We start from the raw sequence: 26954 nt of genomic DNA, 5'->3' as shown, positions 1-26954 counted from the left end.
TTACCCTCCTTCATTTTTATTAAATTTATTAAGCTTTAAATAAACTTATGCGAAGAATACATATGACACTTAACAATTCTCTCGTCCACAAAGCTTTCAATAGGTTCTCTCTCGAAACAAATATCACTAGCCTCTGTACATCTATACGCAAATTTACACCCTCCCAAACCAAATTCTTTTTCCTCTAAAACTGTAAGCTTTACTTCTTCATCCCAGGATAATTCAGCTGTGGGCTCAGGAATGGAGGACTTCAAAAGCTTTGTATATGGATGTAATGGATTTAATAACACCCTTTCCACAGGGCCTAATTCAACTATATTCCCTCTTAACATTATTGCTATGCGATCACTTATGTAATAGGCAGTTGCAAGATCATGAGTTATATAAATCACTGTTACATTAAATTTCTCTTTTAATTCTTTAAACAGGTTAACTATTGACATTCTAAGAGAAGCATCAATCATAGATACAGGTTCATCAGCTATTAAAAGAGTTGGTCGTGTAATCAGAGCTCTTGCTATAGAGAGTCTTTGAAGCTGTCCCCCTGAAAATTCATGTGGATATCTATTTTTAATTTCTTCTAAAGTTAAACCTACAGTTATTAATATTTCTTCAATATAATCATGTGAATTGAGAGAACTCACAACTTTATAATTTAAAGCTGTATCATACAAATATGTTTCAACTTTAACTAATGGATTAAAAGTTTCAAAAGGATTTTGAAAAATAGGCTGAACTTCTTTAGAAAAATTATACCAGTCTTTTTGAGAGGACAGCTTGGTTATATCTCTTCCTTTATATAATATCTCTCCAAAGGTCGGTTTAATCAATCCAAGAAGCATACGGGCTAAAGTGGATTTTCCACTCCCACTTTCTCCGGCTAAAGTAAAAATTTCAGGTCTGGTAAGATCTATCTCAAAAGAGACATTATTAACTGCATAAATATTAGTTTTTAACAGTAAACTACCAACAGAGAAAACCTTTTTGAGATTTCTTACAATAAGAAAATCTTCTTGTCTCATAATTTTCCCCCTTTGACAAAGTGACATGCAACCTTATGGTTATTACCAACATCTTCCAATAAAGGTTCTTGTTCCCTACATACATTTTGTGCTTCAGGACAACGTTCATGAAATCGACATCCCATAGGAGGATTAGCCAAAGAAGGGGGCGTTCCTGGTATACTTGCTTTATAAGACTTATCTCCAATTCTAGGAAGTGAATTTATTAAGTATTTAGTATAAGGATGAAGTGGATTAGTGTATATCTCTCTTTTATCAGCAATTTCAATAATTTTTCCTGCATACATAATAGCAATTCTTTGACTCACATATGCATGAATTCCCATATCATGAGAAACAATCACTATAGTATTCTTTTCTTCTCTCTGGATTTTTTTTAAAAGCTGTAAAACTCCCCGTTGTACTATTACATCAAGAGCAGTCGTAGGCTCATCAGCAAAGATTATCTTAGGTTTGAACAACGTAGACAAAGCAATAGTTACTCTCTGTTTCATTCCTCCAGAAAGTTGATGAGGATATAAATCCAACACCTCAGAAGGTAAACCTAGAGATTCTAAATGTTCTTTTATAAGTTTATTAATATTAACCTCTTCAAATTCTTCTTTAAAATGTTCTTTTATAAAATCTCTAAAAGTATTTTTTATTTTTCTTACAGGATTAAGGACATTCATAGACCCCTGAGGAATATAAGACATTAACTTCCATCTCAAACTTTTAATTTCTTCTTCTCCTAGACTTATAATGTTTATATACTCTTTATCTTGAAGAAAATAATTAACAGAACCATCATATACAAATAAAGGCGGTTTTATAATTCTAAGTAAAACCTTTAACAAAGTAGATTTTCCACAACCACTTTCCCCAGCTATCCCTAAAATTTCATTCTTATAAATCTCAAAAGATACATTATCCACAGCTTTTACTATTCTATTTATCCCGTATAATCTAGTTACATAATAGGCTTTTAAATTATCAACATCAACTAATAAGTCTTTGCTATCTCTACTCATCATTTATTTTCCCCCACACTTATCTTTTGTAATCTAACCCTTGGATCAAGGAATGTACCAATACTTACAGATAATAAATAAAAACCTAATACTGTAATTATCAATATCAATACTGGGGAACTTATCCACCACCATGTGCCATTTAGCATAGATTGATAATAATTTGCCCAGAAAATCATAGTTCCAATAGTAGGAATATCTAGATTAGTGAGTCCTAAAACTGAGAGAGTTATTTCCATTCCAATAGCAAATAAGAATCCACTAATACTATCTGCAAGGAGGTACGGTATTAAAAATGGCATATGCTCTTTAAAAACAATTTGAAAAATTCTTCTACCAGAAAATTTTGCAGTATTCGTAAATTCCATTTCTTTCAGGCTTAAAATTTGCGATCTATATCTTTTCGAGGGCCAAGCCCAATCAAAAAAGGCAATTAATAATGCCATTGTAATGAAGTTCATATTTCCCTTTATGGTAAAGGATAAAAGAATCAAAATGGGTAATCTTGGAAGAACAATAAAACTATCAGTTATTGTAGTAACAATTCTGTCAAATCTACCCCCTAAATAACCTGAAAGAAGTCCAACTACAACTGCAACGGCTCTTCCAAGAATTACAGCTAATAAACCTATAATTAGAGAGTTCCTTATTGCAAAGGTTAAATACCAAAATACATCTTGCCCTAAAGAATTAGTCCCCAAAATATGACTAAAAGAGGGGGGTTTGTCCCTTTCTACAACGTATCTTTCTTGTGGACTATATGGGGAAAAAAAAGATAAAATCGCAAGCAATAAAGCAAATACTAAAAAAATAAACCCCACTAAAAAATTTTTATCATATTTCAGTAAGTCTCTTATTACCTTCATAAATTTTCCTCCTACTTGACCCTAATTCTTGGATCTAACAATGGATAAATAAGATCCAAAATAAAAGCAGCAAAAGCAACACCTACCACGGAAAATATTGATATACCCATTATAAGATTAAAATCAGATTGTAAAATAGCCGAGTATAATATTTGTCCTATCCCTGGATAAGAAAAAACTATCTCAGTCATTAAAGCTCCACCAAAAATACCACCCAAAAACAGTGCAAGATCAGTTATTTGAGGAAGCATACTATTCCTTATTAAATATAAGAATATCCTCTTTCTTGAAAGACCTGCTACTTCTGAAAAAACAATAAAATCGCTCGCTATCAAAGTAGAAACTAAAGCTCTTTGAGTCATAAATATAAAACATGTGGTTCCAATAATTAAAGACAAAGCAGGTAGAAATCCGTGTTTTATTACACTTAAAATATAAGTTAAACTAAAAGAGGGTTTTAAACCAATTTGAACTCCTCCCATGAGAGGAAAGATAGGAAAAATATAACAAAATATGAATATTAAAATTAGAGCAATTATATAATAAGGTATGGGATAAATACAAGTAATAATGATACTTAAGATCTTAGAAAAGCTTTTATTTGGAAAATATCCTACTAACGTACCAAGTATAATCCCTAAAAGCCAAGCTATTAAGGTGGATGTCAACAAGAGCCCAATTGTCCATGGCAAAGCTTTAAATATTATTTGAATAACCGGAGTTGGAAACATTGTAAAAGAAGGTCCTAAATCTCCCTTCAACAAATGCTTCCAGAATCTAATATATTGTTCCCATATTGTTCCTCTTAGACCATATAAATCTTTTAAGGTTTCAACAAGACCTTGTATAACTGAGGCATCTACCGTACTTTGAGAATAAGCTCGCATAATAACACTCTGTACAGGATCCATAGGAGTAAACCTAGGAGCAAAAAATACTATTGTTATCCCTATAAATATTACAATTAGTGTCTGAATAAACCTAGTTATGATATATTTCACATAATTCTCCATATACTCTAAACTCCTTTCACTTTATATACCCCCGGGAACTTCTCCCGGGGGTATCAAAAATGAGCAGACTATTATTTATTTTCTTCCAGTGGGTTCAAGATATGGGAAAGTAAATTTACCCCCCATAAACCAGTAATTAGGCTGTACCTTAGGAGATTCTGCAGTTGGATATCCAGTCCAGTAGTAAGTGTCTATTGTTATAAATTTCTTAAATCCATGTGTTATTATTCCATACATATTTTCAACCCAAAGTTTCATAAATTCTCTTCCATACTCAAGAGTTTTAGGATCATTAGGGCTAATCTTAGATAGCTTTTCAATTATTTCATCCAATTTTTTATCCTTTACTCTTAAAGAATTGCCTGTCAAAGAGCGTTGACCTATAGGAGCATAGTATGTAGAATGCAATCCTTGTATATACTGCCATTTATCGATTACTGCGTTTGCTGCACAGGCAGAGCAAGCATCAGACCAGCTTGAACTTACATCAAAATCTCCTAACTGGACTCTTTCATAATATGGTGTTCTCTCAAGAGCTTCTACCGTAACATCTATTCCAAACTTCTTCCATTGATCAGCAGCTCCAAGTGCTAATCTAAAAGCATCCACTTCATCAGGTGCAGCAACTATACTAAATTTCCAAGGTTTTCCATCTGGCAAATACCATTTTCCTCCAACTTTTTTAAATCCATTCTTTATCAATAATTTTTCTGCCACGTCAGGTGCATATTTCCACCAACCAATCCCAAATACATCCTCAGGATTACCACTCACAGTATATCCCTGTTTTTTAGCCCAATCAGCTATTTTTTGAGGAATTGTATCATCAAAAGGCTTAAAGTATTGTCCGTCTCCTAAATCCAACCTAAATGCCTTCAACCAAGTCTTTAAAGGTTTATGATAATATTTCATCAAAAATGGAACTGGAGGCTGTGGTATTGGATTAACTTTAGAAACTCCTCCTACATATTCTGTATTTAGTTTAACTATATCTAAAGCTAATGTTAAAGCCCATCTTACATCTTTCAAATTAAACGGATATTTCTCATTATTAAACGCAAAAATTCTTGAATCTAATTCATCTGGCCATGCCCATGGAAAATCTTTATACCAAGAACGAGCATACGGATTCCTCTTAATTAAAGCTAAGAAGGCTTCTATGTCCAAATCCATTAATACATCTAAGTTATGCCCTAACATTGCTGCTACTTTCTTTTCATTAGGACCATAGAAAATTTGCAAAATATATTTAGGACCAGACCTTCCTGTAATTATCCCAGAGGTAGTTCTTTTCCAATCATCTCTCAATTGATAGAGTATCCAATACCCTTGAGGATCAGCATCCTTTATTACATATGCCCCTAGAGACACAGGAGGCCAGAAGGTAAATTGCAATGGATCCTTTACTTTTTCCCAAACATGCTTAGGCATCATATAAACGCCATTCCATCTAACAGTGAAATAATAATGAAATCTTGGGTTAGGTTCCTTTAATTTAAATCTCACTGAAAAGTCATTAAGTTTTTCTACAGACTTAACGTACTTTGTTAATTCTGCATTCCAAAGCATTCCAGGCGTATTCATTATAGTTTGCACAGTAAAAACTAAATCATCAGCTGTAAATCTCACTCCATCACTCCAATAAATATTATTTCTTAGATTAACTGTCATTTCTGTAAAATCTGAATTATATTTTGGAGGCTCTTTTGCGAGAGAGTTAATCCATTTACCAGTCTGTTGGTCTACAAACCATAAAGTATCAGTAAGTAAAGCATGACTTATGGGTGTCTCTCCACCATTGGGAACCCAGACATTATATTTTAGAGTATTACTATGTCTATATATTTGATCAACAATAAAAGTTTCTGTTCTCTCTATACCTGCTGGTAAACCCTGAGAAAAAACATTACCCCCCATTAAGAATAAGAAGGTTAAGAGTAAACTTGTAATTAAAAATTTTTTCATTAAAATTCCCCTCCCTTAAGAGATTTAAATTTAACAACAAAAACTAAGCTTTACTTTAAATATAACATCTCAACCCCTTTCTTTTATTTTCATTTTTTTTCTATTTCTTTGTTTATATATTAACTTTTTTAAGACTTTTTGTCAATAAGAAACAATTTCAATCAACCATATAGGTATGGAGATAGGTACCAGTATGAGGAATATAGGAATAATAATGAAGATAAGAAGATAAAAAGAATTGAGGCTGTATCTCGTCTCCTTGGTATAATTAAGAAATTAAATCTCAGCTTCTTTAGATCTCTCAATCCTTTCCAAGGATGAGGATACAGCCTATGATCTTATCTTACCACGAAATTAGAAATTTGTCTCCTGAAAAGGCAAGAGAAATTGTAATAAGAGCTATAAATGGCCCCCTTCATGACCTCCATAAAAACCCTTATTCCTCTCCTAATAAACTCCTCCTTCCCTCGAAAACTTGATAACTCTCGAGGCTAAAAGAACTGGCTTCTCCTATAGAAGACTTAAAGCTCTTATCCTAAGAAAATATTCCCTATCTATTTCTGAAAATACTATCAAAAAGCATCTCCTTGATAAAACTTCCCTTCCTACTGACGTGTATAATCATTTGGTTAAGTTTAACCTACCTCAGTATGAATGGAATATCATTGATGCTAAAACAAGAACAAGATTCACTGCTTACTCTTTTATTATCTTTGTGGTTTTGTGGTTGAGAGCTCATAATGTGAGACATTAAAATAAGTATAAGAGTAGATAATAGTGAGGAGTAAAGATCTTCTTTTTCAATATGGTCTATTTACAAAGAATTTATCTTTATTTCTTAAAAGTGGTACCTATGTCCTGACCAAGTGCCAATATCTTTTACAGTTTATTAAGTCTTATTATTTTAAGATTAATAAGAAAATACCATAACAGTCTTATAGACTTTTTTGACAAAAATCCAAATTCTATGATATTATTTTTCAACAAAAAACGATTTAATAAAGGTGAAAATATGTTACCAGAAGAAAGAAGGACAAAAATATTAGAGCTGTTAGAAAAAGAAAGAGGAGTCAAAGTCTCTGATTTAGTAAAAATATTTAACGTTACAGGAGCAACTATTAGAAGAGATTTGGAGACCTTAGAAAAAGAAGGACTCCTTAAAAGAACTCATGGTGGTGCAGTTTTACCTCATAGTTTTTCTTTTGAACCTTTATACATAACTAAGAAGCGTCAAAATCTTAAAGAAAAACAAGCCATAGGAAAAGTAGCTGCAGAATTAATAAATGACGGAGAAAGCGTATTTATTGAGACAGGAAGTACTACCTTACAAATTGCTAAAAATATTAAACATAAACATGATGTTACGGTAATTACAAACTCTATAGAAGTAGCAAGAGAGCTTTTGAGTGCAAGAGGAGTAGAGGTTATACTAACAGGAGGGTTACTAAGAAAGGAAACTGTGGCTCTTATTGGTCCTCTTGCAGAAAGAGTTTTAAAAGAATTTAGAGTGGATAAAGTATTTTTAGGAATATCAGGAATTATTCCCTCAAAAGGAATGTATACAGCAAGTATAGCTGAGGCTCAAATTAAAAAGTTAATTATAGAGATGGGAAGAGAAATAATAGGAGTTAGTGATCATAGCAAATTTGGTAAGGAGTGCTTTGCATTTGTTGCCCCAACAAAAGCGATGAATAAAATAATAGTGGATGAAAAAGTACCTACTCACTATATAGATGAATTAAAAAACCAGGGTGTAGAAGTAATAATAGCCCCTGTAGAAGATTAATTTCCCTATTCTCTCAATCTCTTGCATGATATAATCTTTAAAAAACTCAAAGGAAAGGAGTGTTCCTTTATGCTACTTCAAGGGAAAAAAATAGCTGTTTTCAACGTAGCCAATAAAAAAAGTATTGCTTGGGCCATTGCCCAATCCATAATGAAATTTGGAGGAGAAGTAATCATTGGTTATCAAAATGAGAGGCTAAAAGAAAATGTAGAGGAACTTATAGCTGATTTAAATCCAAAGCCTCTAATTTTAGAATGTGACGTCTCTAAAGATGAAAATATTGAAAAAGTAGTAAAAGAAATAGAGAGCAATGTGGGAAAAATAGATGGATTTGTCCACTCCATAGCCTTTGCCCCCTCAGAAGCCCTAAAAAACCCCTTCATAGAGACATCAAGAGAAGCCTTCCTTACAGCCATGGAGGTAAGTGTTTATTCCTTTGTTGCCATGAGTAGAATCTTTAAGCCCATTTTAAATACAAATTCCAGTATCATTACCCTTACCTACTATGGTTCTGAAAAGGTTATTCCTAATTACAATGTAATGGGAGTTGCAAAAGCAGCCTTAGAAGCTTCGGTAAGATATCTTGCTTATGATCTTGGCAGTGAAAACATAAGAGTCAATGCCATATCTGCAGGACCATTAAGTACCTTAGCAGCAAGAGGTATAGCAAGATTTACTGATATGCTGGAATACCATAAAGAAAGAGCACCTTTGAGAAGAAATATTGAACATAGAGAGGTAGGAGACACTGCAGTATTTCTTTTGAGCGATCTATCTTCTGGAATTACAGGTGAGGTTATATACGTGGATGCTGGATATAACATAATGGGTATGTAAAATCTTACTAAAAAGGAGTTTTAAAATGAAATTACCAAGCTTAAAGATCGGCAACCTCATAGCCTCGGTGCCTATCGTACAAGGTGGAATGGCGGTAGGAATATCTCTTTCAGGATTAGCATCGGCAGTAGCCGAAGAAGGAGGAATAGGAGTTATAGGCACCGCAGGAATAGGAATGGAAGAAGAAGACTTTTTTGAAAATTTTATAGAAGCAAATATTAGAGCCTTAAGAAAAGAGATTAGAAAAGCAAAGGAAAAAACAAAGGGAATAATAGGAGTAAACATATTAGTTGCTCTTTCTAACTTTGCAGATATGGTTAAAACGGCCTTAGAAGAAAAGATTGATATTATTTTTTCAGGAGCAGGCCTTCCTTTAGATCTTCCTAAATATCTTAAAAAGGGAGATAAAACAAAACTCGTACCCATTGTATCTTCAGGAAGAGCAGCAAGAATCATAGCCAAAAATTGGATTGAAAAATACAACTATATCCCTGATGCCTTTGTAGTAGAAGGCCCTTTAGCGGGAGGACATCTCGGATTTAAAAAAGAAGAATTGAAAGATCCCGAGATTACTCTTGAAAGTAGGCTCAAAGAAGTATTAGATGAGGTAAAAATATTAGAAGAAAAATACGACAAAGAAATTCCTGTTATAGCAGGAGGAGGAATATACGATGGAAAAGATATCGCCAAATTCTTAAAATTAGGAGCAAAAGGTGTACAAATGGCAACAAGATTTGTAGCAACTTACGAGTGCGATGCAGACGAAAAATTCAAAGAAGCCTACTTAAAATGTAAAAAGGAAGATATAGTGATAATAGATAGCCCAGTAGGACTTCCTGGAAGAGCTATAAAAAATGAATTTCTTGAAGCAGTAGAAAGAGGAGAGAAAAAACCATATAAATGTCCATTTCATTGTATAAGAACCTGTGATTACCAGAACTCTCCCTACTGTATTGCCATAGCCCTTCTAAATGCTAAAAAAGGAAATTTTAAATATGGCTTTGCCTTCGCAGGTGCAAATGCCTACAGAATCGAAAAGATAGTAAAGGTAAAAGATCTCATGGCAGAACTGGTAAAAGAAGCAGAAGAAAACATGTGAAAGGGGGTCTGAATAATGGAGAAAAAAGCTCCAAACTTTACTCTTCCTGATCAGAATGGAAAAGAAATTTCCCTTTCAGATTACAAAGGAAAATGGGTAATATTATACTTTTATCCTAAAGATATGACTTCAGGATGTACCAAAGAGGCCGTAGGATTCTCTGAAAAGATCGATGAATTTACAAAAAGGAATGCAGTAGTAATTGGAATAAGCAAGGACTCTGTAGAAAGCCATAAAAAATTTGCCGATAAGTACAATTTAAAAATAACTTTGCTCTCAGATAAAGATGCAAAGGTAATAAAAGAATATGGGGCTTGGGGAAAGAAGAAAATGTATGGCAAAGAAACAGAAGGCACTATAAGAAGTACTTTTATTATCTCACCAGAAGGAGAAATTCTTCACGAATGGAAGAATGTAAAGGTTGATGGACATGTAGAGGAAGTTATTAAGAAACTTGATGAATTAATTGCATCATAAATCTTCCTTGACCACTTTATTTCTTAAAACTCCAATCTTTTCTACAATACATTCCACTACATCTCCTGGATAAATAGGAGCAATTCCAGAAGGCGTGCCTGTTGCTATAATATCTCCTGCCTCTAAGGTGAGATGCTTGGAGATATAGGAGATTATTTGAGGTATCTTAAATAACATATTTTTAGTATTATCCTTTTGACGTACCTCTCCATTAACTCTTAACTCTATATTTAAATTATGAGGATCCTTTATACTCTCTTTTAATACTAAGAATGGGCCAACAGGACAAAAGGTATCAAAACTCTTTGATCTAAACCATGGATTGGTATTAGAGAAATCTTCAGCTTGCATATCCCTTGCCGTAACATCATTTACCACTGTATAACCTAAGACATAATCGAAGGCTTCATCCTCTTTTATATATTTCCCTCTTTTCCTAATAATAACTCCCAACTCTACCTCAGGATCCACCCTTGTCAAAAAGCTAGGATAAACGATCTTTCCTTCATGAGCCAAAAGAGAGGAGAGAGCTTTGCTAAAAAATACAGGTTCCTTAGGCACTTTATGCCCTAACTCCTTAGCATGTTCTACATAGTTTCTTCCTAAGGCAAGAATCTTTTGAGGTTTCAAAATTGGAGGCAAAAACTTATATTTCTCTTCGGCCAAAGAATATATTAAATTGTGTTCTAAAATAAAATCCTGCACTTTATTTAAATACTCATAAAGATTATCTATGTAAAGAAGATCATCTATCTTTTCCATATGCTTTAGAGTTTTATCATAAATAGAAGAGTACATTAAAATAGCCTTTGTAAGATTTAGAATTTTATCCTCGAAAAGGAGACCTATAAAAAATCTATCTCCTGATATTAAGTTAGCTATCTTCATTTATAGCTCCTCCTTTTGACAAAAACCTTAAAGTTAATTATATCACAAGCTACATTATAAAACTGTTTTGAAAATTTACAAACCTAGTAATAATGCTAAAATAAATTCTAATGCAATGTACGAAAGAAAGGGGGAAATTATAAGATGCCTAAAATTGCGTTTATCGGCGCTGGAAGTGTCGTATTTGCCAAAAGACTTATAATGGACATACTCTCATACCCTGAATTGTCAGATGCTGAAATAGCCTTGATGGATATAAATAAAGAAAGATTAGAGCTTATCTATGAACTTACTAAAAAGATAATAGAAAAATTAAACTCACCTGCAAAAGTTATAGCCACATTAGACCGAAGAGAAGCTCTTGATGGTGCCAATTATGTGATAAACATGATACAAGTTGGTGGCTTAGAAATGTTTGAAAAAGATGTGGAAATACCAAGGAAATATGGAATAGATCAGACAGTAGGTGATACCATTGGGCCAGGAGGAGTTTTTAGAGGGCTAAGAACCATACCTGTACTTCTTGATATTGCAAGAGACATGGAAGAATTATGTCCAGATGCTCTTTTTATAAACTACAGCAATCCAATGGCTATTAACTGCTGGGCTCTAAACAAGGCAACTAAAATAAAAAATGTAGGGCTCTGCCATAGCGTTCAAGGAACTGCTATGCAGCTTGCAAGTTACATAGGAGTACCCTATGAGGAAGTTTACTACTGGGTGGCTGGAATAAACCATATGGCTTGGTTTTTAGAGTTTAAAAGAAATGGTGAAGATCTCTATCCAAGACTTTGGCAAGCAATGGAAAACCCTGAAATATATAAAAAAGATGCAGTAAGATTTGAAATTATGAAATATTTTGGATACTTTGTCACCGAATCAACCCACCACATGTCCGAGTATGTTCCATACTTTAGAAAGAATCCTGAAAGGATAAAAGAACTTATACCTGAGAGATGGGATTATTTAGAGATTTGCAAAAACGGATGGCAACCCCACTATGAAAGGATAAAAAAGGAAATTAAAGGAGAGGAACCTATAATCATTGAAAGATCCCATGAATATGCATCATCTATTATATATTCCATGGAAACAAACAACCCCTGTAGAATAAATGGCAACGTAAATAACGATAATCTCATTACAAACTTGCCCAAAGACTGCTGTGTCGAAGTCCCTTGCTTGGTGGACAAATCAGGAATTCATCCATGCTTTGTAGGAGACTTACCACCTCAACTGGCAGCCTTGAATAGAACAAACATTAACGTACAGGAATTAGCAGTTTTAGGGGCATTAGAGAAAGATCCCAATAAAATTTATCAAGCAATTATGTTAGACCCATTAACATCTGCAATCTTAGAGCTAAGAGAAGTTAAAAAGATGGTAGATGAAATGCTTGAGGCAGAGAAAGAATGGATAAAAATATTTGAGTAAAAATTAAAAATAAAATTATTAAAAATCCTTCCTTATTCTGGGAATAAAATAACAACTATAACCGTCAAATCTTTCTAGAAGGAGAAATATACTCAAAAGGAGGGATAAATAAATGAATAACAAAATTCGTAAATGGCTACCCTACATAATTGTAGCAGTAATTGTTATAATTGTTATTGGAGTAATAGTAAGCACCTCTAAAAAACCTGCTGAGCAAGTAACTACTACTCCTGAAACTCAAACTCCTATAGTCCAAGAAACTACAACAACTCCTACAGAAGAAACCAAAACTGCAAAAACACCAGATGAAGAAGCATATGAAAAAGCAAGAGATCTGTATTACGAAGGAAAATACAAAGAAGCTATAGAAGCTTATAGGAAATTCTTAAAGGACTATCCAAAAAGTGAGTATGCCGACGATGCACAATACGAAATCGCATTATGCTATGAGTTCACAGAAGATTACAAAAAAGCAATTGAAGAATATGAAAAGCTTATAAAGAATTATCCTAATAGCGAATATGTCGAAGCTGCAAAATCAAGTATTGAGTACCTCAAAGAGTACGCAAAATAAGCAAAAATAAAGGGGGCTAACACCTCAGCCCCCTTCAAATCAAAAAATTTTAATCTTGTAATTCACCTTTAAAAAATCTCTTTTAATATTAAATTTTAATTAAAATTTCAGTTTTTAACTTGCTTTTCCATAAATCATATGCTAATATAGGCAAATGGGAAGATAAAATGAAAAGATATGAGAGAATTCTAAAAGCTTTATCAGAAGAAAAAAGATTAAAAGTTTTTGCTCTCCTCCTACATATGGGAGGAGAATATTATGTTTGTGAAATTGCAGACGCTCTTGAAGAATTTCACTATAACGTATCTAAATACTTGAAAGAGCTTAAAATGGTAGATCTTGTAGAAGAAAATAGAATAGTAAAGGAGTTTTATATTCAGTAAAAGAGCTAAAGATGAGTTTTTGAAAAACTTATACGATGCAATTTTATCTATTAAAAATGAAGATCTCGAAAAGGCTAAAGAACTTCTTAAGTTAAGAGTCTCTCTAAGAGAAGAAAACAAGTGCGTCATGAGAAAACACCCTAAATGGGAAGAAATAGTAAAAGAGGTTAAAATTAAATAAGGAGGTTATAAAATATGTCCAAGACTTGGTATCCAGTTATTGATTATGAAAAATGCATTTCTTGTCTTGCTTGTGTTAATTTTTGTCCTCATGGAGTATACGACGTGCAAGATGGAAAACCAGTTGTGGTAAGGCCTGAGGAATGTGTGGATTTCTGCAAAGGATGTCTTAAGGGCGCATGCCCTACAGGAGCTATAAGCTTCGTAGGAGACAAAGTTAAAACTATCACCGATGGAGGTGAAGCACAATGAAAGGACTACTTCTTTGTGTATGTCAAGGGACCTGCCCCTCATTCCAAAATATGAATATTTTTGAAATTTTAAATACATTAAGAAGAGAGGGGCTTGTAGACTTTGTGGCTATTCATCCACAGCTTTGTGCTGATGATGGAGATAACTTCTTATCTCAAATAGCAAAAGACGGAAATAGTATAGAGAAACTATACATAGCAGGATGCGATCCTAAGATGCAAGCAAAAATGTTTAGAGATGCCTTTGAAAAAGCAGGTTTTGACAGGATAAAACATGTAGGTGTGGATATAAGAAATATGAACACAGAGCAGGCTCTTGAAGCAATAAGAAAATTAATTCAAGAGTCTTAAGGAATTAAAATATAAAAAAGAAGGAAATTATCTATGCTAAGGTGGGGAGCAAAAAGCCCCACCTTATTTTTTTCTATAAAAAATTTAAAACCACTTAAACCTATTTTTTTCCTATTCTAAAAAACCTTGAAAAGGAAAAAAGTTTTAAGATAAGGGTATAAACCTCAACTCCATATTAAAGGGGAGAGAAATTGGAATTTGCAATCTCTCTCCCCTTCGATAATTAGATTTTTTTATTAGTATCAAATTTTAACCTATCCTTAAAATTTCAATTTATCTCTCATAACAACCCATATCATAGCCATTCCCTTGAGGCCTCGAGTTTTTATCTAAGTCCTTATTGGGTGCACCTTCTGAGGTACCACTATCAATTGCAGGGCTTCCATTCCGTAAGTGATAATCTCCTACCTGTCCCAATATGGCAGGATTTTCAAATAAAGGATCACCATATTTATTCCCTGGACCTAAACTTGAAATATCCTGAGATGTGTATTGGTTTTCTCCATGCTGCAAAACCCAAAGCGAATTTGGAAAATAGAATAAGTTATGATCTATAGTAGGAGTTACACACTCTCCCATATAAATTGGACATTCAGGCCCTCTTCCACAGAAGATATTATTTCGCAGTAATACTGGGATAGGTAAAAGTGTATTAGGATCACTTTCATCAGGATACTGGAAATACATAAGATAGTTTTCTCCAACACAATCATCTACTGTAACATTTACAATTTCAAAACGTGCGTTTGACCTAGATACACTACTAATTACAATAGCTGCCCATGGTGCTGGAGTAGGATCTCCATATCTTCTTCCATAAATAAGAGTATTTTCAATTCTACTTCCATCTCCCCAAAGCTTTACTCCATCACAAGTATTATTTGCTACTATACATCCAGAAATTAATGTCCTTTCTGCTTTAGAATCTAAGCCGTCTCCCTTGTTATATTCTGCTATTATAGTATCTATAATGTAGATTAGTCCTTCTGAAGATTCAATTCCAAAGCCGTCAGACCTATCATAAGGATTTTCAGGATTATCAAACACTCCTTGATAGTAACGACCACTATATGCTAATCTACATTTTTCAATTCTTACATTTTTCCAACCACCATATGCTCCTTCTGGTCCACCAATTGCTCCAAATCCGCAATATTCAATATTACAATTTAATATTTGTAAGTCCTCTACATCCTGAAAATTCATACCCATCCCATCTATATGATGAATATAAAGGTCTTTTAAAATAATGTGAGAGGCAGGTGATCCTTGGATTAAAATACCATCCCAAAAGTATACAGCTTCTCCTTGAGCATTAGGATCATGGGTGATTTCAAGGTTTTCAATCCTCACATAAGAAACACCAGAAAGATCTATAGCGGTAGCTAAAGCTTCTCTTCCTGCAAGGATTGGTCTATTATTTTCTTGTCCTTTTATGGTTATCCATGCATTAGGATTTCCTGAGGGTGGCTTTATTATATCATCGTCATACTGTCGTAAAATGTAAGTTCCTCCAAGAATTATTAATGTATCGCCTGGTTTTAGCTGTCTTGAAGCATAGCCTGGATTTCTCCAAGGTTGATCATAGGTACCAGGATTATTATCATTTCCATTAAGAGATACATAATAAACGTTACCAGTAGTATCTCCAGGAGGCGGTGGTGGAGGGGGCTGATTTTTAGAACAAGAAATACTACTCAAAGCAATTAAAAAAATTAAAAATACTAAAAAAAGTAGTCTTTCTCATTCTTAGTACCCCCTATTTTAGATTTAAATATTTTATTTAATTTATTAATTATTATTGTATATAAAATCTCTTTAATGTCAAGAAATATCAAAAAGACTTAACCACATAGGTATGGAGATAGGTACCAGTATGAGAAATATAGGAATAATAATGAAGATAAGAAGATAAAAAGAATTGAGGCTGTATCCCTTCTCCTTGGTATAATTAAGAAATTAAATCTCAACTTCTTTAGATCTCTCAATCCTTTCCAAGGAGGAGGATACAGCCTATGATCTTACCTTTCTATGAAGCTCTTCTCCCTTTCCAAGAATTTCAACTGGATACTAAACATCTCCTTGATAAAAATTCTCTTCCTACTGATGTGTATAATCATTTGGTTAAGTTTAACCTACCTCAGTATGAATGGAATATCATTGATGCTAAAACAAGAACAAGATGTAATGCTTACTTTTTTATCATCTTCCACCATATTGAATATTTATAAATAATTTATCTTCTTATCCTAAAAGTTTGTATATACTCATATTGATCATCAGCTAACTATAAAATGATATATTAAGAAAGCCATCCTCAAAGACAAAGCTAAAATATTTTATTTTTCATAAAAAGGTGATATTATAAAAAAGACCTATGAAATTGGGATAAATTATGAGAAAAAAAGAGTATTTTTTTTATTTTTTTCTCTTAGTTATCTTGCTCCTAATCTCTGGATGTGCTTTAAAGTACTCCTCCAGAGAGGTAACTTATGAAGAAAGCAAAAAAGCTTTAGAATTTGCACTAAAGCAAATTGGGAAACCCTACGTATATGGTGGTCAGGATCCTAAAGTGGGATTTGACTGCTCAGGTCTTGTTATTTGGAGTTATCAGCAAGTAATTCCAAATGCTATGTTTTTCAATAATGGAAAGTTATATCCTGATGCTACGGTAGAGGCTTTATATAATGAGAATACAAGACATATTGAGACTGATGAATTAAGAGAAGGTGACATCGTCTTTTTTGCAGATGAAGAAAATAACATAGAACATTGTGGTTTATATGTGGAAAGAACTAACGAAAATAATATAAAAGTTATTCATGCATCAGGAGGACTTAATAAAGTGGTATTAGAAGAATGTAACCCTAATGAACCACTAAGAGGTTACCGTATTTGTGGCTTTGGAAGATTGATAGTGTCTTTAGTCCTTAGATAATTTAAATTACAGGGGGGTGTGTAGAAATGTTAAAAAAGTTTTTGATAATCTCAGCATTATTTTTAATCTTCAACCAAATGGTTTATTCCAATCAAATTTCATTACCCCAAAATCCACCATTGAAAATAACTCCTTCCGATCCTATACTCTTTGAAAAGGTTGAAATATCAAATGATATAAACATGCAGTATACAATAAATTTAAAAAACAACAGCTCTTATACCATTTCTGTGAAAGATCTTAAGGTAGAGATATATCACGTAGGATCAAATTTCAGAGGTGCGTGGGCTCCTTCCATTGAGCTTAGAAAACCATCTTTAGATACTCAAATCCAGCCTAAGGCTTCTTTTCAGCTAATATACAAATGTAATAATAGTAGAGAAGAGATTCTAAAACAAATGGACGAAGGAATACTCATATACAACTCTCCAAATCATTTTCGCATAAGCATTAAATATAAAGATAGATACTATACATACGAGGGCGATTTCTTATGGAAACCACAACTTGCAGATTTAAAGGTTAACAATGTAGAAATTGAGGATCTACATGAGATAAAAAGTGGATTTCACTTTAATTACTTAAAAGTATCCATTGAGTTAGAAAATATTGGCGATATGTCGCCCATATTCCTCAAGGATAAAAACAAAAAAACCTTAGAGACTTCTTTTGTTAAAATCATTGTTAGAAGAAAAAGTGATAAAAAGATTGTTGCAGTTCTTAACGCATATCCTGAAATAAACAATGAAAGAGAAAACAATTTGAGCATATACATTGACACTAATTTAATGATACCTCCTAAAGAAAAGAGGAAATTAACTTTTAAGGCAGAGTACTCTGATCCATTTTCTCTAATCGGCGATTTTGACATTACCATAGGTTTTGATGCCAAGATAGAGGAATCAAATATTATCTACTATCACTTTTTTGGGGATAAAAACTGGCAAAACAATATAGTTACAAAGAGTGTTTCTTTTGGTAGTAACTCCTTTGAAATAATCTCCTTCTACCCTGAAAAATTATCTTCCATATCACCTGCTCCCGCCACTCCCAAGGAGTTTCCAAGAAAAGAAAACAATTTAATGTACATAAGAGTCAATAGCTATTTACCATTAACTTTAGCCAATGAGAATGAAATAAAGGTCTATTTCAACAATGAACCCTTAAGAATTTTTAGTATAAAGTTCTTAGACTTTACCAAAAATTACTCTAAATATCTGATCTGGATTGAAAAACCAAGAAAGATTGAAAGAGGCCAATTTAAAATTGATATTTTAGGCATATCAAAATTTTCTAACTATTTAGAGATTGACAACAAATTCACAGGAATAACAACCTCTTCCTCTGCACCTTTTTACTTTGATTCTGTACCCATATACTACGCTTCTCTAGATGATAGCAAATCTCCTTACGGATTATGCCCTATATCAATAGAGGATATCAATTTAAGAGGAAATGCTCCAATGAATTTATCCATAATTCTAAGGCCTAAAAATCTTATATGGCTCGAACAAGGAAAGGGTTGGAGTGATGTTCAAAAAGAAAATCCCAATGCAGACTTATCAAAATATGTAAGTAGTATGGCATCGGTGTATAAGGTTTATGTATATGTAAGACCAAAAGATAAGATAGCTTGGAACTTTATCGATGGTGCAGAATCTCCTATAACGTTAGGTCCTGATAAAAGAAATATCATCAACTTTTCCATTGACGAAGTTAAAAATATCCTCAAAGGAAATCTAAAGGGTGGTGTAAACGAAATTTTAATCTTCGTCACATATACCTACAAAGATGAAGAAATAGTAAAAGAGGTAATCTCAGATATGTACTGGACAGAGTTTACTATTAAGTGAATAGAAAGATTTTTTCTCTATAATAAGCTAAATATTTTAGTTATTGATTTTATAAACCTTTACTTCATATAATAAAATCGTTTTTATAAATTCATAAAAGGGGAGGTCTTAAAAGATGAAGTCTTCATTATTAAACTTTTTAAATCGCTTCCTACCCTTCTCTATCACTTACGCTCAAGAGGTTCCTAAAGCAACCATCGTAACAAGAGTCATGCCTATAGGTGAAAGAGTTGTGGCAGTAACTCTTGAATACAGCAGTGAGATAAATGCCAACAACTTAAAACCAGACATGTTCTCAGTGGAAACAAAACTCGAAGGAAATTTTGTAAAAAGAACCATAAAAAAAGTTTATGCCAACAACAATGGAGCATTACTTCCTGCCCCATTTACCAATCAAGGAAAATTTTTGGTGCTTGAATTAGATCCCTACGAACCATCAGCCGTCACTGCCACCCACGATCCCCAAAGGCTTATCTCAAAGAGATTAAAACTTGAGTATAAAGTAGAGCAAAAAGTAAGTATAAGAAGTGTTGATGGAAAAGAATTTTCTCCATTCTCTTTGACTACCTCCGAGGAAAAACATCTCATAATAGATGAATTTAAAGCTTTAGTCTATGAGGATAAAGAATTAGGCGTCACTATACCTTATAGATTCTATGTGCCTAAAAACGTAGATAAAAACAAAAAATATCCATTGGTGGTATTCCTACATGGTGCTGGTGAAAGAGGAAACGATAACTTCCTCCACATAGCTTGGTATAGAGGTGCAGTAACCTTTGCAGAACCAGGTCAACAAGCAGAGCATCCTTGCTTTGTCCTTGCTCCTCAGTGCCCTGCAGGAAGCAGCTGGACTGAACTACTTACTGGAGGAAATCCTTTCAAACCTACAAGAAATCTCATTGCAGTAGCCAACCTAATCAAGAAAATCCTAAAGGAAGAAAACATAGACCCAGATAGAGTCTACGTAACAGGACTTTCTATGGGAGGTTTTGGAACCTTTGCCATCCTCATAGAATATCCAGAACTTTTTGCAGCTGCTATTCCTATATGTGGCGGTGGTGATGTAAATAGATTAGAAAGGATCAAAGATATACCTCTTTGGATATTCCATGCAGAAGATGACAATGTAGTACTTGTAGAATTTTCAAGGGCAGTAGTAAGAAGGCTTGTAGAAATCGGTGGAAAAGTAAAGTATACAGAATTCTTATGGGGTGAAATGGAAAGACAAGGATATCATCCTCACGCCTCATGGATCCCAGTCTACGATAATGAGGAAGTAATAGATTGGCTTTTCCAACAAAAGAAAAGTAAATAAAAATAGGGGGCTACAAAATTGTAGCCCCCATAAATCCTTACTTATTCTGTATTTTTAAGCTAATAGTAATTAGAAAGAAGAAACCTATTTCCAATATTTACATATTTTAAACCCTTTTCCTTTGCAACTCTAAAACTTCTTTCTGCATGCCTCTTCGAAGTAGTAGGAAGATTATCAAAGAAAAAATTAGGAGAAAAACCAAGAAGAGAATAAGGAATATCAGGATTGATCCTTGCGATAAAATCTGCTATCTTTTCTACTTCCTCCTCATTTACATAGCCAGGAACAAGTAAAGTACTTGCCACCACCACTACCCTATCCTTAATCTTTTTACTTTCCTCTCCTGCCCATCTAAAATTCTCAAGAGTATTCTTATTAGCGACCCCTGTTAATGCAATATGAATCCTCTCATCAAATGCCTTCAAATCAAATTTTATTATTCCCCCACTTTCAACAGAGATATAAAAAATTTCTTTCAGAATTTTAGAATCCATAGAACCATTAGTTTCCCAACATACCCTTACTCTATCTTTAACCTTTTTAGCCAAGGCTAAAGCATGTGCAACCTGGGTAGTAGGGTCCCCTCCAAAAAAACATATACAAGAAGTTTTGCTATCTATCTTTTCTATCAAGTCTTCCACAGAATAAAGAGGAGACTTTCTTTTTAAATAATCATGGAAGTGCCAATTTTGACAAAAAAGACAATTAAAATTACAACTCGCATAAAAAACAGCCAAGTTTTTATAACCATAATGATCCTTTTCAGGACAAACAAAACTTGCCACACAATTTGTAGGAAGAGGATCATAATACCATTCTAATAGACCCTTTTCAGAGCTCCCAGCCCATCTACTACCATTTTCAATAAGCCCACAAAAACTCTTTTCAGAATTAAGAGCACACTTATGAATACAAAGATTACAGTAGGGTTTCTGAGAATAAGCAGGATAAGAGAGATTAAAGTAAGCCCTTGCCCTCTTATGGGCAGATTCAATAATGGGTAAAGCCTCTTCAAATCTATTTAAAATACAATCTCTACATATCCCCAAGAAGGAGGATATCAAGATAGACTCTTTACCACATATTTTACATCTTCCTTCTTTAGGGAAATCCACCATCTCTTTTAATAAGAAAGTCCATAACCATAGGGAAAAGTAGCCTTATTTCTATCTACAGTATACCAAGTGAAGGACAACCTCCCCTTAGGATTAAAATCGCCAAAAAGTATATCTGTTATCCCTTCTCCTTCTGTTCCAGGAAGCCAAGCACAAATAACCCCAAAAGTTTTACTAAGATAATTTTCTATATCTACTGGTCTTCCCACTAAGAGGATCATTACTATAGGCTTTTTCTCTTTAAAAATATTTTGAAGGATCAAATGATCGGAATATTCTATCTCAGGCTTAAAAGTGTCTCCCATAGATTCAGCATAAGGTTTCTCCCCTACTACCGCTACAATCACTTCAGCATCCTTAGGTATATTATCCCCATAAGGAGAAAAAGTAACTTTTGTATTATTACTTACACTCTTTTTAATAGCCTCTAAAATAGTAGTTCCTACCGTGATGTTGCCCTTTTGACCCTGCCATGAAATAGTCCAACCTCCACATTGAGATCCAATATCATTAGCTTTTGGACCTACTACGCAGATATGTTTTAAATTTTTAGAAAGAGGAAGAATTTTGTTTTTATTCTGTAAAACCACAACACTTTCTCTCACTGCTCGTCTTGCTACTTCTCTATGTTCTTTTGAACCTATCTTATTGATCAAATCTTTATTAGCATAAGGGTTCTCAAAAAGTCCTAAAAGGAACTTTACTTTTAATATTCTTCTTACAGCATCATCAATACGAGATATAGGTACCCTACCCTTTTGGACACAAGATATCAAAGTATTTATGAACCTTACATAGTTATCTGGCACCATTATCATATCTATTCCCGCATTTATACTCATAGCCACCTGATCTTCGTAATTTCCAGGAAGCTGTTCTATAGCCTTCCAATCAGAAACTAAAAATCCATCAAATCCAAGCTCCTTCTTTAATACATCTGTTAAGAGATATTTATTAGCATGCATCTTTATACCATTCCAACTTGAAAAAGAGACCATTATAGATTTGGCACTATTTTTAATGGCAAAAATATAGGGCTTCAAATGGATATTCCTCAATTCCTTTTCAGAAATTCTTGTATCTCCTTGATCTAAAAGTCCGTTTATACTTGTACCAAATTTTGTCCCTCCATCTCCCACAAAATGCTTAGGACATGCTAATATACTGTCTTTATTACTTAAAGAGCCTCCCTGAAAACCTCTCACTACAGCAGAACCTAAAAGAGCAACCACATCTGGATTTTCTGAAAAACTCTCATAAGTTCTTCCCCACCTTACATCCTGTACCACTGCAACACAAGGAGCAAAGCTCCAACGTATTCCTATGGCAGAGGTCTCTATGGCTGTTATCCTTGCACAATCTTCTACCAACTTCTCATTCCTAGTGCATCCAAGACCAATATTGTGAGGAAAAACTACCGCAGAATAAACCTTTGCATTCCCATGCACTGCATCTATCCCATAGAGAATAGGAATTCTCAGCCTTGTTTGAAGAGCATAATATTGAAATCTATTCACATACTCTACCCAATTTGCAGGAGTAGGATTTGAAGGTCCTGAATTTCCTCCACTTAATACAGAGCCTATAAAATATCTCTTCACATCCTCAGGATTATATAAATAAGAGCTATCAACTTGAGTCATCTGCCCTACCTTTTCCTCAAGGGTCATTTGAGATAACAATCTCTCTACTTTTTCCTCTATGGATTCTTCTGAGGAAAAAATAAAGGATACAAATAAGAGGAAAATTAGTAAAAGTAGAAAAGTTTTTTTAATCATAATATTCCCCCTTAACAATCTTTTTCTTGTATAAATCATAACACAGAAAATTAACTATTCTCTCTTTTACATACTCTTTACTAAGAAGTTCTTCGCTATCAAGTCTTTGAGTAAAGATTGTAAAAAGCAAATTTAAGGCGTTATTAATATCTCAGTTTAAAGTAAGAAAAAAATCATAAAATACCTAATCATTAAAAGTATTTTGAGATAGCTTTGTTTATTAAATCACAAACTATAAGTCTAACCCAATTCATATCTTCAAGCTCTACATCCAAGATAGTTCCTTCGTGAGCAAAAAGATTTCTCTTCTTCCACAAAGCATTTATCAACTCAGATAAGATATTATCATTATGGTATAAACTCTTAAGAAAACTTATAAATTTTTTGTTTTCTCCAAATATTTTTTTAACGATTTTTTCAATAACACTCCATAGTAAGCCGTAGGAATAGGGGTAGTCTACACCTGTCAAATCTAAAGCTATACAATATAGCCAGATACACTCTAATAAGATTTCTTTTATTTTTTCTTCTTGAAAGTCATCAAACTTATTGACAAAGTCTATAACTTCTCTCATCTTATCCACATTTAAATATGTAGTTCTAAATTCATACTCTCCGCTATTTAAGCCATGAGTGCAGTATTTTTCATTATCATCAAGGACAAAATAAAATTTTGAAGGGAGTATTACAGACAAAGGTTGAGGAGGAAATTGGTAAAGAGCATAGGTATTCTTTGTAAGAAAAAAGTTAGCCAAAGATCTTAGATTTTCTGCATATCTCCATCCACACTTAAGAGCCTCATTAATACTATGTGCTTTCACTTTAATCTTGACCCAAAAGTCGTTATAGTATCTTCCAGAATATTTAACAAAGCTTTGACAATGGTTAAGAATAAACCTGTAATCATCAAATTTAACAATTTCAATAGGTATTTGCATAAATTTTACCCCAGAAAGTAACTGCATATCCTCTTCTGAAAGATTATAAGTAAATAATACAAAAAAGCTCTGGAACTCAGGTTCAGTTCTACGAACTTCCTTAAGCTCATCTAAAACTTTATCATAAATATTATCTAAAAACTTCTCAGAAGTATCGCCATATTTTTGTGCTAATTGATTTATAGCCTCTTCTAATATAGATCTCTCTTCTTCGGTATTTCTCTTTAAAAATCCTTTTTCGTGTAACAAATGACCTAATATATAAAGTAGCTCTCTATATCTGATAATATTCTCATTAAATATCCCCTCTTTAATTACCCTTAAAATTTCGCTAATTAATTTCTCAATAAGCTCTTCTTTAGAATTTCCCATAATTAAAGAATACTCTTGAACTCTCTTTCGATTTTTCCAAAAAGATCATTATCCCCCTATATGTTTTTATTATAACAAAGTTAAAAATTATAAATATCAACAGAAATACTAGATCCCCACTTTACAGAAAAGCTGTCTAAAAATATCCCACAAGATACTGTCATCACTTAGATAAAATTCAAATTTAACTTTTTATATTTTCTCTCCTAGGATAGCTCTTTCCCCTCCAGAAACATTGTAAAAAGCAAAATTTCAATAAATTTACATTAAGTTCTAAAAAAAATTATAAACAGACTAATAGATTTTCAATACAAATCCAGTCCTACTCTATTTTTATCTCTCTCAATTCTAAACTCTTATCCACAACCAACAATAAGCCTTCTTCAAATTTTTTCCATCTATTTTTATCCCTCCCTATTATTTCAGAAGACACAATTAAGCAATCTTCCATTAACGAGTAAAATAAACTTCTCCCATATTTAAATGCATAAAGCCTCTCTCCATCGGACAGTAAAAAATTAGCAGATCCAATATTTAAATAAATAATCTTCCTTATACCTTTTTGTAAGCCTAAAATAACATCTTTTTCATTTTTAATGTTCTGCACCAGAAATCTAAAATAAATCTCTGAATCGATCCCATCACTGGTAAAATCCTTATTATAAGGATATTCAAGCATATCAAAAATCTTATCCTTTTTATGTAGGGTTCCATTGTGGGCAAAGATAAAATTTTCATATGAGAAAGGATGAGAATTCTCTTCTTTTATAGCCCCGTCTGATGCATCTCTTATATGAGCTATTATAATTTGAGATGAGACCTCCTTTGCCAATTTATCAAAAAGATCCGATTCTAAAGCTTTTTCTCCCGACTTTTTTATTTTAGGAGCCCCATTCTCATACCAGCCAAAACCAAACCCATGAGGATGTCTCTCTGACTGCTTTTTGAAATTATTCCTTGCATATAGCATATAATATTCAACCTTTTTCTCTATTGGAGATATCAATCCAAATAACCTACACATTTTTTTGCCTTCCTGATTAAATTAAAACCTTAATTCAAAAAATGTAAAATTAAAGATAACAACCTCTTTACCAATTTTTCCTCCATACCTTATACTTCCATTCATCCCAACAAATCTACTTAAACCTCTAATATCAGCACCCAGTCCGGACCACCCAGAGGAGATGTAAATTTCAAAGTTCCCTTAGAAAACTCTCCAATATAATACCGCTCACCTGTTCTTGGATCAAACCAACTTGCTTTTATTACATGTCCCAAAAGAGAACTTGTATCAATGTTAAGGGTTTGATTGGCAAAAGTAAAATATATCAAGGCATAACTTCCCTCTTTATCACGAGTAGCAACGGGATAACTCGCTCTTTTATCATTAATTCTGTCATCTATATCCTTTGGGGAAGGGGGAGGTGTTATCCCAATTAGCATATCTTGAGCAGGAATTCTAGTGAAATAAGGGAAGGAAAGAAGAAGATTTTTTAAATGTATCATCTGCTTTGCACCTGGAGCATATATAGCTTCGTACCAATAAACACTTGGGAAGGTTGTTGGTTTATACCTTTCATCATACATTTGCCAAACTGAATGATGTCCATAAGTATGTCCACAAGCACCTGAAAACACTGCTCTGTATGCTTGTTTTCTTACTTCATAATCTGTAAACCTTCCATATTCGGGTTTCCATTTACGTAAATATGGATCTATAGGGTGACCTTCATAATTAGGCTCTCCATCAATAACTGGTTTTATAGGGGTCTTATCGTAATCACTTCTTATCATATCCCAATTGGGAGCATCTACGAGACAGTGTCCAGATTGCCACATGTTAAAGCTTAGCCATTCCATATTATGAAACCACTGAGAAGAACTTTGTCCTCCTGTTGGATGATAAGTAATAATAGGCTTTCTTCCTAATCCTTCAGAAATTCCCTTTGCCATAGATGTCCAAATATCTTCATAGCCCTCGCCAGGTCGATCTCCTCCTAAAATCCATATTATATTATTAAAATCTCTATAGCGTTCTCCAAGAAATTTACCATATAAATAAGCATTACTCCTATCAAAAATCGCAGGACCTATTCCCCAAAGTTCACTATGAACCTTATCACCCCAGGTAGGAAGAATACCCATATAAATCCCTTTCTTCTCTGCAAGTTTTATAATACTATCAACATGCCTAAAATAGTACTCATTAGGCTTTGTAGGATCATCTCCAATAAGAGGTATATGTCCATTGGCATTAGGAGTATGAAGGCCATCAAGTTCTGCGAGTATTACTGCCTGAATCACATTGAATCCCTGATTACTTCTTACCGTCAAGTATAGATCAGCTTCCTCTAAGGTTAATCTATGGAATAATTCCCATGCAGTATCCCCTAAATAAAAGAATGGACTTCCATCCTCTGTTATTAAAAACCTTCCATTCTCAGAGACTTTTACAGAAGGTAAAGACATAATTAACCTCCTACATATATAAACCTATTTCTAAATT

Annotated in this window: 25 protein-coding genes and 2 pseudogenes; 15 read left to right on the top strand and 12 right to left on the bottom strand. The window is 33.4% G+C overall.

The window, feature by feature from the left end; translation table 11 throughout:
* Positions 1–35 precede the first annotated feature (35 nt).
* The 5 genes from DICTH_RS01335 to DICTH_RS01315 form a co-directional block, all read right to left on the bottom strand.
* Positions 36–1022, bottom strand: coding sequence for an ABC transporter ATP-binding protein (locus DICTH_RS01335; protein ID WP_012547667.1), 987 nt, complete (start codon positions 1020–1022; stop codon positions 36–38).
* A complete protein-coding gene (locus DICTH_RS01330; protein WP_012547882.1) occupies positions 1019–2035 on the bottom strand; it encodes an ABC transporter ATP-binding protein in 1017 nt (338 codons plus the stop codon). Before DICTH_RS01330 ends, DICTH_RS01335 begins: the two co-directional genes overlap by 4 nt.
* Entirely contained in the window at positions 2032–2898 is an 867-nt protein-coding gene (locus DICTH_RS01325) for an ABC transporter permease (RefSeq protein ID WP_012546956.1), read from the bottom strand. The genes DICTH_RS01330 and DICTH_RS01325 overlap by 4 nt, the downstream gene beginning before the upstream one ends.
* Before the next feature lie 11 nt (positions 2899–2909).
* On the bottom strand, positions 2910–3911 hold the full coding sequence (locus tag DICTH_RS01320; protein ID WP_012547767.1) for an ABC transporter permease: 1002 nt from the start codon (positions 3909–3911) through the stop codon (positions 2910–2912).
* A gap of 75 nt (positions 3912–3986) precedes the next feature.
* Positions 3987–5876, bottom strand: coding sequence for an ABC transporter substrate-binding protein (locus tag DICTH_RS01315; protein WP_012547279.1), 1890 nt, complete (start codon positions 5874–5876; stop codon positions 3987–3989).
* Between the two features lie 332 nt (positions 5877–6208).
* On the opposite strand from DICTH_RS01315, the pseudogene DICTH_RS09915 reads away from it, so the two are divergent.
* The 5 genes and pseudogenes from DICTH_RS09915 to bcp all read left to right on the top strand — a co-directional run.
* A pseudogene (locus DICTH_RS09915) lies at positions 6209–6661 on the top strand (IS481 family transposase); the annotation flags it as partial.
* Between the two features lie 227 nt (positions 6662–6888).
* Positions 6889–7662 carry a DeoR/GlpR family DNA-binding transcription regulator gene (locus DICTH_RS01310; protein ID WP_012548423.1) on the top strand — a complete coding sequence of 258 codons (774 nt, stop codon included), beginning with the start codon at positions 6889–6891 and terminating at the stop codon, positions 7660–7662.
* Between the two features lie 69 nt (positions 7663–7731).
* Positions 7732–8499 (top strand): enoyl-ACP reductase FabI, encoded by a 768-nt coding sequence (locus DICTH_RS01305; protein ID WP_012547181.1) that lies wholly within the window; start codon positions 7732–7734, stop codon positions 8497–8499.
* 25 nt (positions 8500–8524) lie between these two features.
* On the top strand, positions 8525–9598 hold the full coding sequence (locus tag DICTH_RS01300) for an NAD(P)H-dependent flavin oxidoreductase (protein WP_012547557.1): 1074 nt from the start codon (positions 8525–8527) through the stop codon (positions 9596–9598).
* Between the two features lie 15 nt (positions 9599–9613).
* Positions 9614–10075: a thioredoxin-dependent thiol peroxidase gene (gene bcp / locus DICTH_RS01295; RefSeq protein WP_012548387.1), complete on the top strand. Its 462-nt coding sequence runs from the start codon at positions 9614–9616 to the stop codon at positions 10073–10075.
* Here the strand turns inward: bcp and DICTH_RS01290 are convergent.
* Positions 10070–10963, bottom strand: a complete 894-nt coding sequence (locus tag DICTH_RS01290; protein WP_012548430.1) for a fumarylacetoacetate hydrolase family protein — start codon at positions 10961–10963, stop codon at positions 10070–10072. The two genes, bcp and DICTH_RS01290, sit on opposite strands and share 6 nt — an antisense overlap.
* Positions 10964–11107: 144 nt before the next feature.
* On the opposite strand from DICTH_RS01290, the gene melA reads away from it, so the two are divergent.
* From melA to DICTH_RS01265, 6 genes are all read left to right on the top strand, one after another.
* Entirely contained in the window at positions 11108–12397 is a 1290-nt protein-coding gene (gene melA / locus DICTH_RS01285; RefSeq protein WP_012547346.1) for an alpha-glucosidase/alpha-galactosidase, read from the top strand.
* A 112-nt stretch (positions 12398–12509) separates the two neighbouring features.
* Positions 12510–12971: a tetratricopeptide repeat protein gene (locus tag DICTH_RS01280; RefSeq protein WP_012547961.1), complete on the top strand. Its 462-nt coding sequence runs from the start codon at positions 12510–12512 to the stop codon at positions 12969–12971.
* 167 nt (positions 12972–13138) lie between these two features.
* A complete protein-coding gene (locus DICTH_RS10090) occupies positions 13139–13354 on the top strand; it encodes an ArsR family transcriptional regulator (protein WP_012547077.1) in 216 nt (71 codons plus the stop codon).
* Positions 13355–13373: 19 nt separating this feature from the next.
* Positions 13374–13535 (top strand): hypothetical protein, encoded by a 162-nt coding sequence (locus tag DICTH_RS10085; protein WP_012548592.1) that lies wholly within the window; start codon positions 13374–13376, stop codon positions 13533–13535.
* 14 nt (positions 13536–13549) lie between these two features.
* Positions 13550–13786: an ATP-binding protein gene (locus DICTH_RS01270; protein WP_012547958.1), complete on the top strand. Its 237-nt coding sequence runs from the start codon at positions 13550–13552 to the stop codon at positions 13784–13786.
* Positions 13783–14136 carry a hypothetical protein gene (locus DICTH_RS01265; protein ID WP_012548327.1) on the top strand — a complete coding sequence of 118 codons (354 nt, stop codon included), beginning with the start codon at positions 13783–13785 and terminating at the stop codon, positions 14134–14136. Before DICTH_RS01270 ends, DICTH_RS01265 begins: the two co-directional genes overlap by 4 nt.
* A 273-nt stretch (positions 14137–14409) precedes the next feature.
* Here the strand turns inward: DICTH_RS01265 and DICTH_RS01260 are convergent, their stop codons facing one another.
* Positions 14410–15837: a right-handed parallel beta-helix repeat-containing protein gene (locus DICTH_RS01260; RefSeq protein ID WP_012547694.1), complete on the bottom strand. Its 1428-nt coding sequence runs from the start codon at positions 15835–15837 to the stop codon at positions 14410–14412.
* A gap of 329 nt (positions 15838–16166) precedes the next feature.
* Between DICTH_RS01260 and DICTH_RS01255 the strand changes: the two are divergent.
* The 4 genes and pseudogenes from DICTH_RS01255 to DICTH_RS01240 all read left to right on the top strand — a co-directional run.
* Positions 16167–16337, top strand: a pseudogene (locus DICTH_RS01255) (IS481 family transposase); the annotation flags it as partial.
* A gap of 194 nt (positions 16338–16531) precedes the next feature.
* The gene (locus DICTH_RS01250; protein ID WP_012546949.1) at positions 16532–17074 is read left to right on the top strand and encodes a C40 family peptidase; all 543 of its coding nucleotides are present in this window, start codon (positions 16532–16534) and stop codon (positions 17072–17074) included.
* Positions 17075–17100: 26 nt separating this feature from the next.
* On the top strand, positions 17101–18927 hold the full coding sequence (locus tag DICTH_RS01245; RefSeq protein ID WP_012548054.1) for a hypothetical protein: 1827 nt from the start codon (positions 17101–17103) through the stop codon (positions 18925–18927).
* Positions 18928–19042: 115 nt separating this feature from the next.
* Positions 19043–20242: a prolyl oligopeptidase family serine peptidase gene (locus DICTH_RS01240; protein ID WP_012548061.1), complete on the top strand. Its 1200-nt coding sequence runs from the start codon at positions 19043–19045 to the stop codon at positions 20240–20242.
* A gap of 59 nt (positions 20243–20301) precedes the next feature.
* Here DICTH_RS01240 and DICTH_RS01235 read toward each other — a convergent pair whose 3' ends face one another.
* The 5 genes from DICTH_RS01235 to DICTH_RS01215 form a co-directional block, all read right to left on the bottom strand.
* A complete protein-coding gene (locus tag DICTH_RS01235; RefSeq protein ID WP_012548741.1) occupies positions 20302–21360 on the bottom strand; it encodes a radical SAM protein in 1059 nt (352 codons plus the stop codon).
* A 5-nt stretch (positions 21361–21365) separates the two neighbouring features.
* On the bottom strand, positions 21366–23135 hold the full coding sequence (locus DICTH_RS01230; protein WP_012547396.1) for a glycoside hydrolase family 3 protein: 1770 nt from the start codon (positions 23133–23135) through the stop codon (positions 21366–21368).
* Between the two features lie 191 nt (positions 23136–23326).
* A complete protein-coding gene (locus tag DICTH_RS01225; protein ID WP_012547517.1) occupies positions 23327–24445 on the bottom strand; it encodes a hypothetical protein in 1119 nt (372 codons plus the stop codon).
* A gap of 322 nt (positions 24446–24767) precedes the next feature.
* Positions 24768–25469, bottom strand: coding sequence for a class II glutamine amidotransferase (locus tag DICTH_RS01220; protein WP_012548422.1), 702 nt, complete (start codon positions 25467–25469; stop codon positions 24768–24770).
* Positions 25470–25588: 119 nt separating this feature from the next.
* On the bottom strand, positions 25589–26917 hold the full coding sequence (locus DICTH_RS01215; RefSeq protein ID WP_012547787.1) for a glycoside hydrolase family 140 protein: 1329 nt from the start codon (positions 26915–26917) through the stop codon (positions 25589–25591).
* Positions 26918–26954: the final 37 nt, after the last annotated feature.

It is taken from the genome of Dictyoglomus thermophilum H-6-12 (assembly GCF_000020965.1).
GTDB lineage: Bacteria > Dictyoglomota > Dictyoglomia > Dictyoglomales > Dictyoglomaceae > Dictyoglomus > Dictyoglomus thermophilum.
The sequence above is the reverse complement of the archived record's forward strand: the minus strand, read 5'-3'. Positions and strand labels throughout refer to the sequence as shown.

Excerpts from the sequence above, each read along its gene's own strand:
- DICTH_RS01335 (WP_012547667.1), bottom strand. The coding sequence starts at position 1,022 with ATGAGACAAGAAGATTTTCTTATTGTAAGAAATCTCAAAAAGGTTTTC.
- DICTH_RS01330 (WP_012547882.1), bottom strand. The coding sequence starts at position 2,035 with ATGATGAGTAGAGATAGCAAAGACTTATTAGTTGATGTTGATAATTTA.
- DICTH_RS01325 (WP_012546956.1), bottom strand. The coding sequence starts at position 2,898 with ATGAAGGTAATAAGAGACTTACTGAAATATGATAAAAATTTTTTAGTG.
- DICTH_RS01320 (WP_012547767.1), bottom strand. The coding sequence starts at position 3,911 with ATGGAGAATTATGTGAAATATATCATAACTAGGTTTATTCAGACACTA.
- DICTH_RS01315 (WP_012547279.1), bottom strand. The coding sequence starts at position 5,876 with ATGAAAAAATTTTTAATTACAAGTTTACTCTTAACCTTCTTATTCTTA.
- DICTH_RS01310 (WP_012548423.1), top strand. The coding sequence starts at position 6,889 with ATGTTACCAGAAGAAAGAAGGACAAAAATATTAGAGCTGTTAGAAAAA.
- DICTH_RS01305 (WP_012547181.1), top strand. The coding sequence starts at position 7,732 with ATGCTACTTCAAGGGAAAAAAATAGCTGTTTTCAACGTAGCCAATAAA.
- DICTH_RS01300 (WP_012547557.1), top strand. The coding sequence starts at position 8,525 with ATGAAATTACCAAGCTTAAAGATCGGCAACCTCATAGCCTCGGTGCCT.
- bcp (WP_012548387.1), top strand. The coding sequence starts at position 9,614 with ATGGAGAAAAAAGCTCCAAACTTTACTCTTCCTGATCAGAATGGAAAA.
- DICTH_RS01290 (WP_012548430.1), bottom strand. The coding sequence starts at position 10,963 with ATGAAGATAGCTAACTTAATATCAGGAGATAGATTTTTTATAGGTCTC.
- melA (WP_012547346.1), top strand. The coding sequence starts at position 11,108 with ATGCCTAAAATTGCGTTTATCGGCGCTGGAAGTGTCGTATTTGCCAAA.
- DICTH_RS01280 (WP_012547961.1), top strand. The coding sequence starts at position 12,510 with ATGAATAACAAAATTCGTAAATGGCTACCCTACATAATTGTAGCAGTA.
- DICTH_RS10090 (WP_012547077.1), top strand. The coding sequence starts at position 13,139 with ATGAAAAGATATGAGAGAATTCTAAAAGCTTTATCAGAAGAAAAAAGA.
- DICTH_RS01270 (WP_012547958.1), top strand. The coding sequence starts at position 13,550 with ATGTCCAAGACTTGGTATCCAGTTATTGATTATGAAAAATGCATTTCT.
- DICTH_RS01265 (WP_012548327.1), top strand. The coding sequence starts at position 13,783 with ATGAAAGGACTACTTCTTTGTGTATGTCAAGGGACCTGCCCCTCATTC.
- DICTH_RS01250 (WP_012546949.1), top strand. The coding sequence starts at position 16,532 with ATGAGAAAAAAAGAGTATTTTTTTTATTTTTTTCTCTTAGTTATCTTG.
- DICTH_RS01245 (WP_012548054.1), top strand. The coding sequence starts at position 17,101 with ATGTTAAAAAAGTTTTTGATAATCTCAGCATTATTTTTAATCTTCAAC.
- DICTH_RS01240 (WP_012548061.1), top strand. The coding sequence starts at position 19,043 with ATGAAGTCTTCATTATTAAACTTTTTAAATCGCTTCCTACCCTTCTCT.
- DICTH_RS01235 (WP_012548741.1), bottom strand. The coding sequence starts at position 21,360 with ATGGTGGATTTCCCTAAAGAAGGAAGATGTAAAATATGTGGTAAAGAG.
- DICTH_RS01230 (WP_012547396.1), bottom strand. The coding sequence starts at position 23,135 with ATGATTAAAAAAACTTTTCTACTTTTACTAATTTTCCTCTTATTTGTA.
- DICTH_RS01225 (WP_012547517.1), bottom strand. The coding sequence starts at position 24,445 with ATGGGAAATTCTAAAGAAGAGCTTATTGAGAAATTAATTAGCGAAATT.
- DICTH_RS01220 (WP_012548422.1), bottom strand. The coding sequence starts at position 25,469 with ATGTGTAGGTTATTTGGATTGATATCTCCAATAGAGAAAAAGGTTGAA.
- DICTH_RS01215 (WP_012547787.1), bottom strand. The coding sequence starts at position 26,917 with ATGTCTTTACCTTCTGTAAAAGTCTCTGAGAATGGAAGGTTTTTAATA.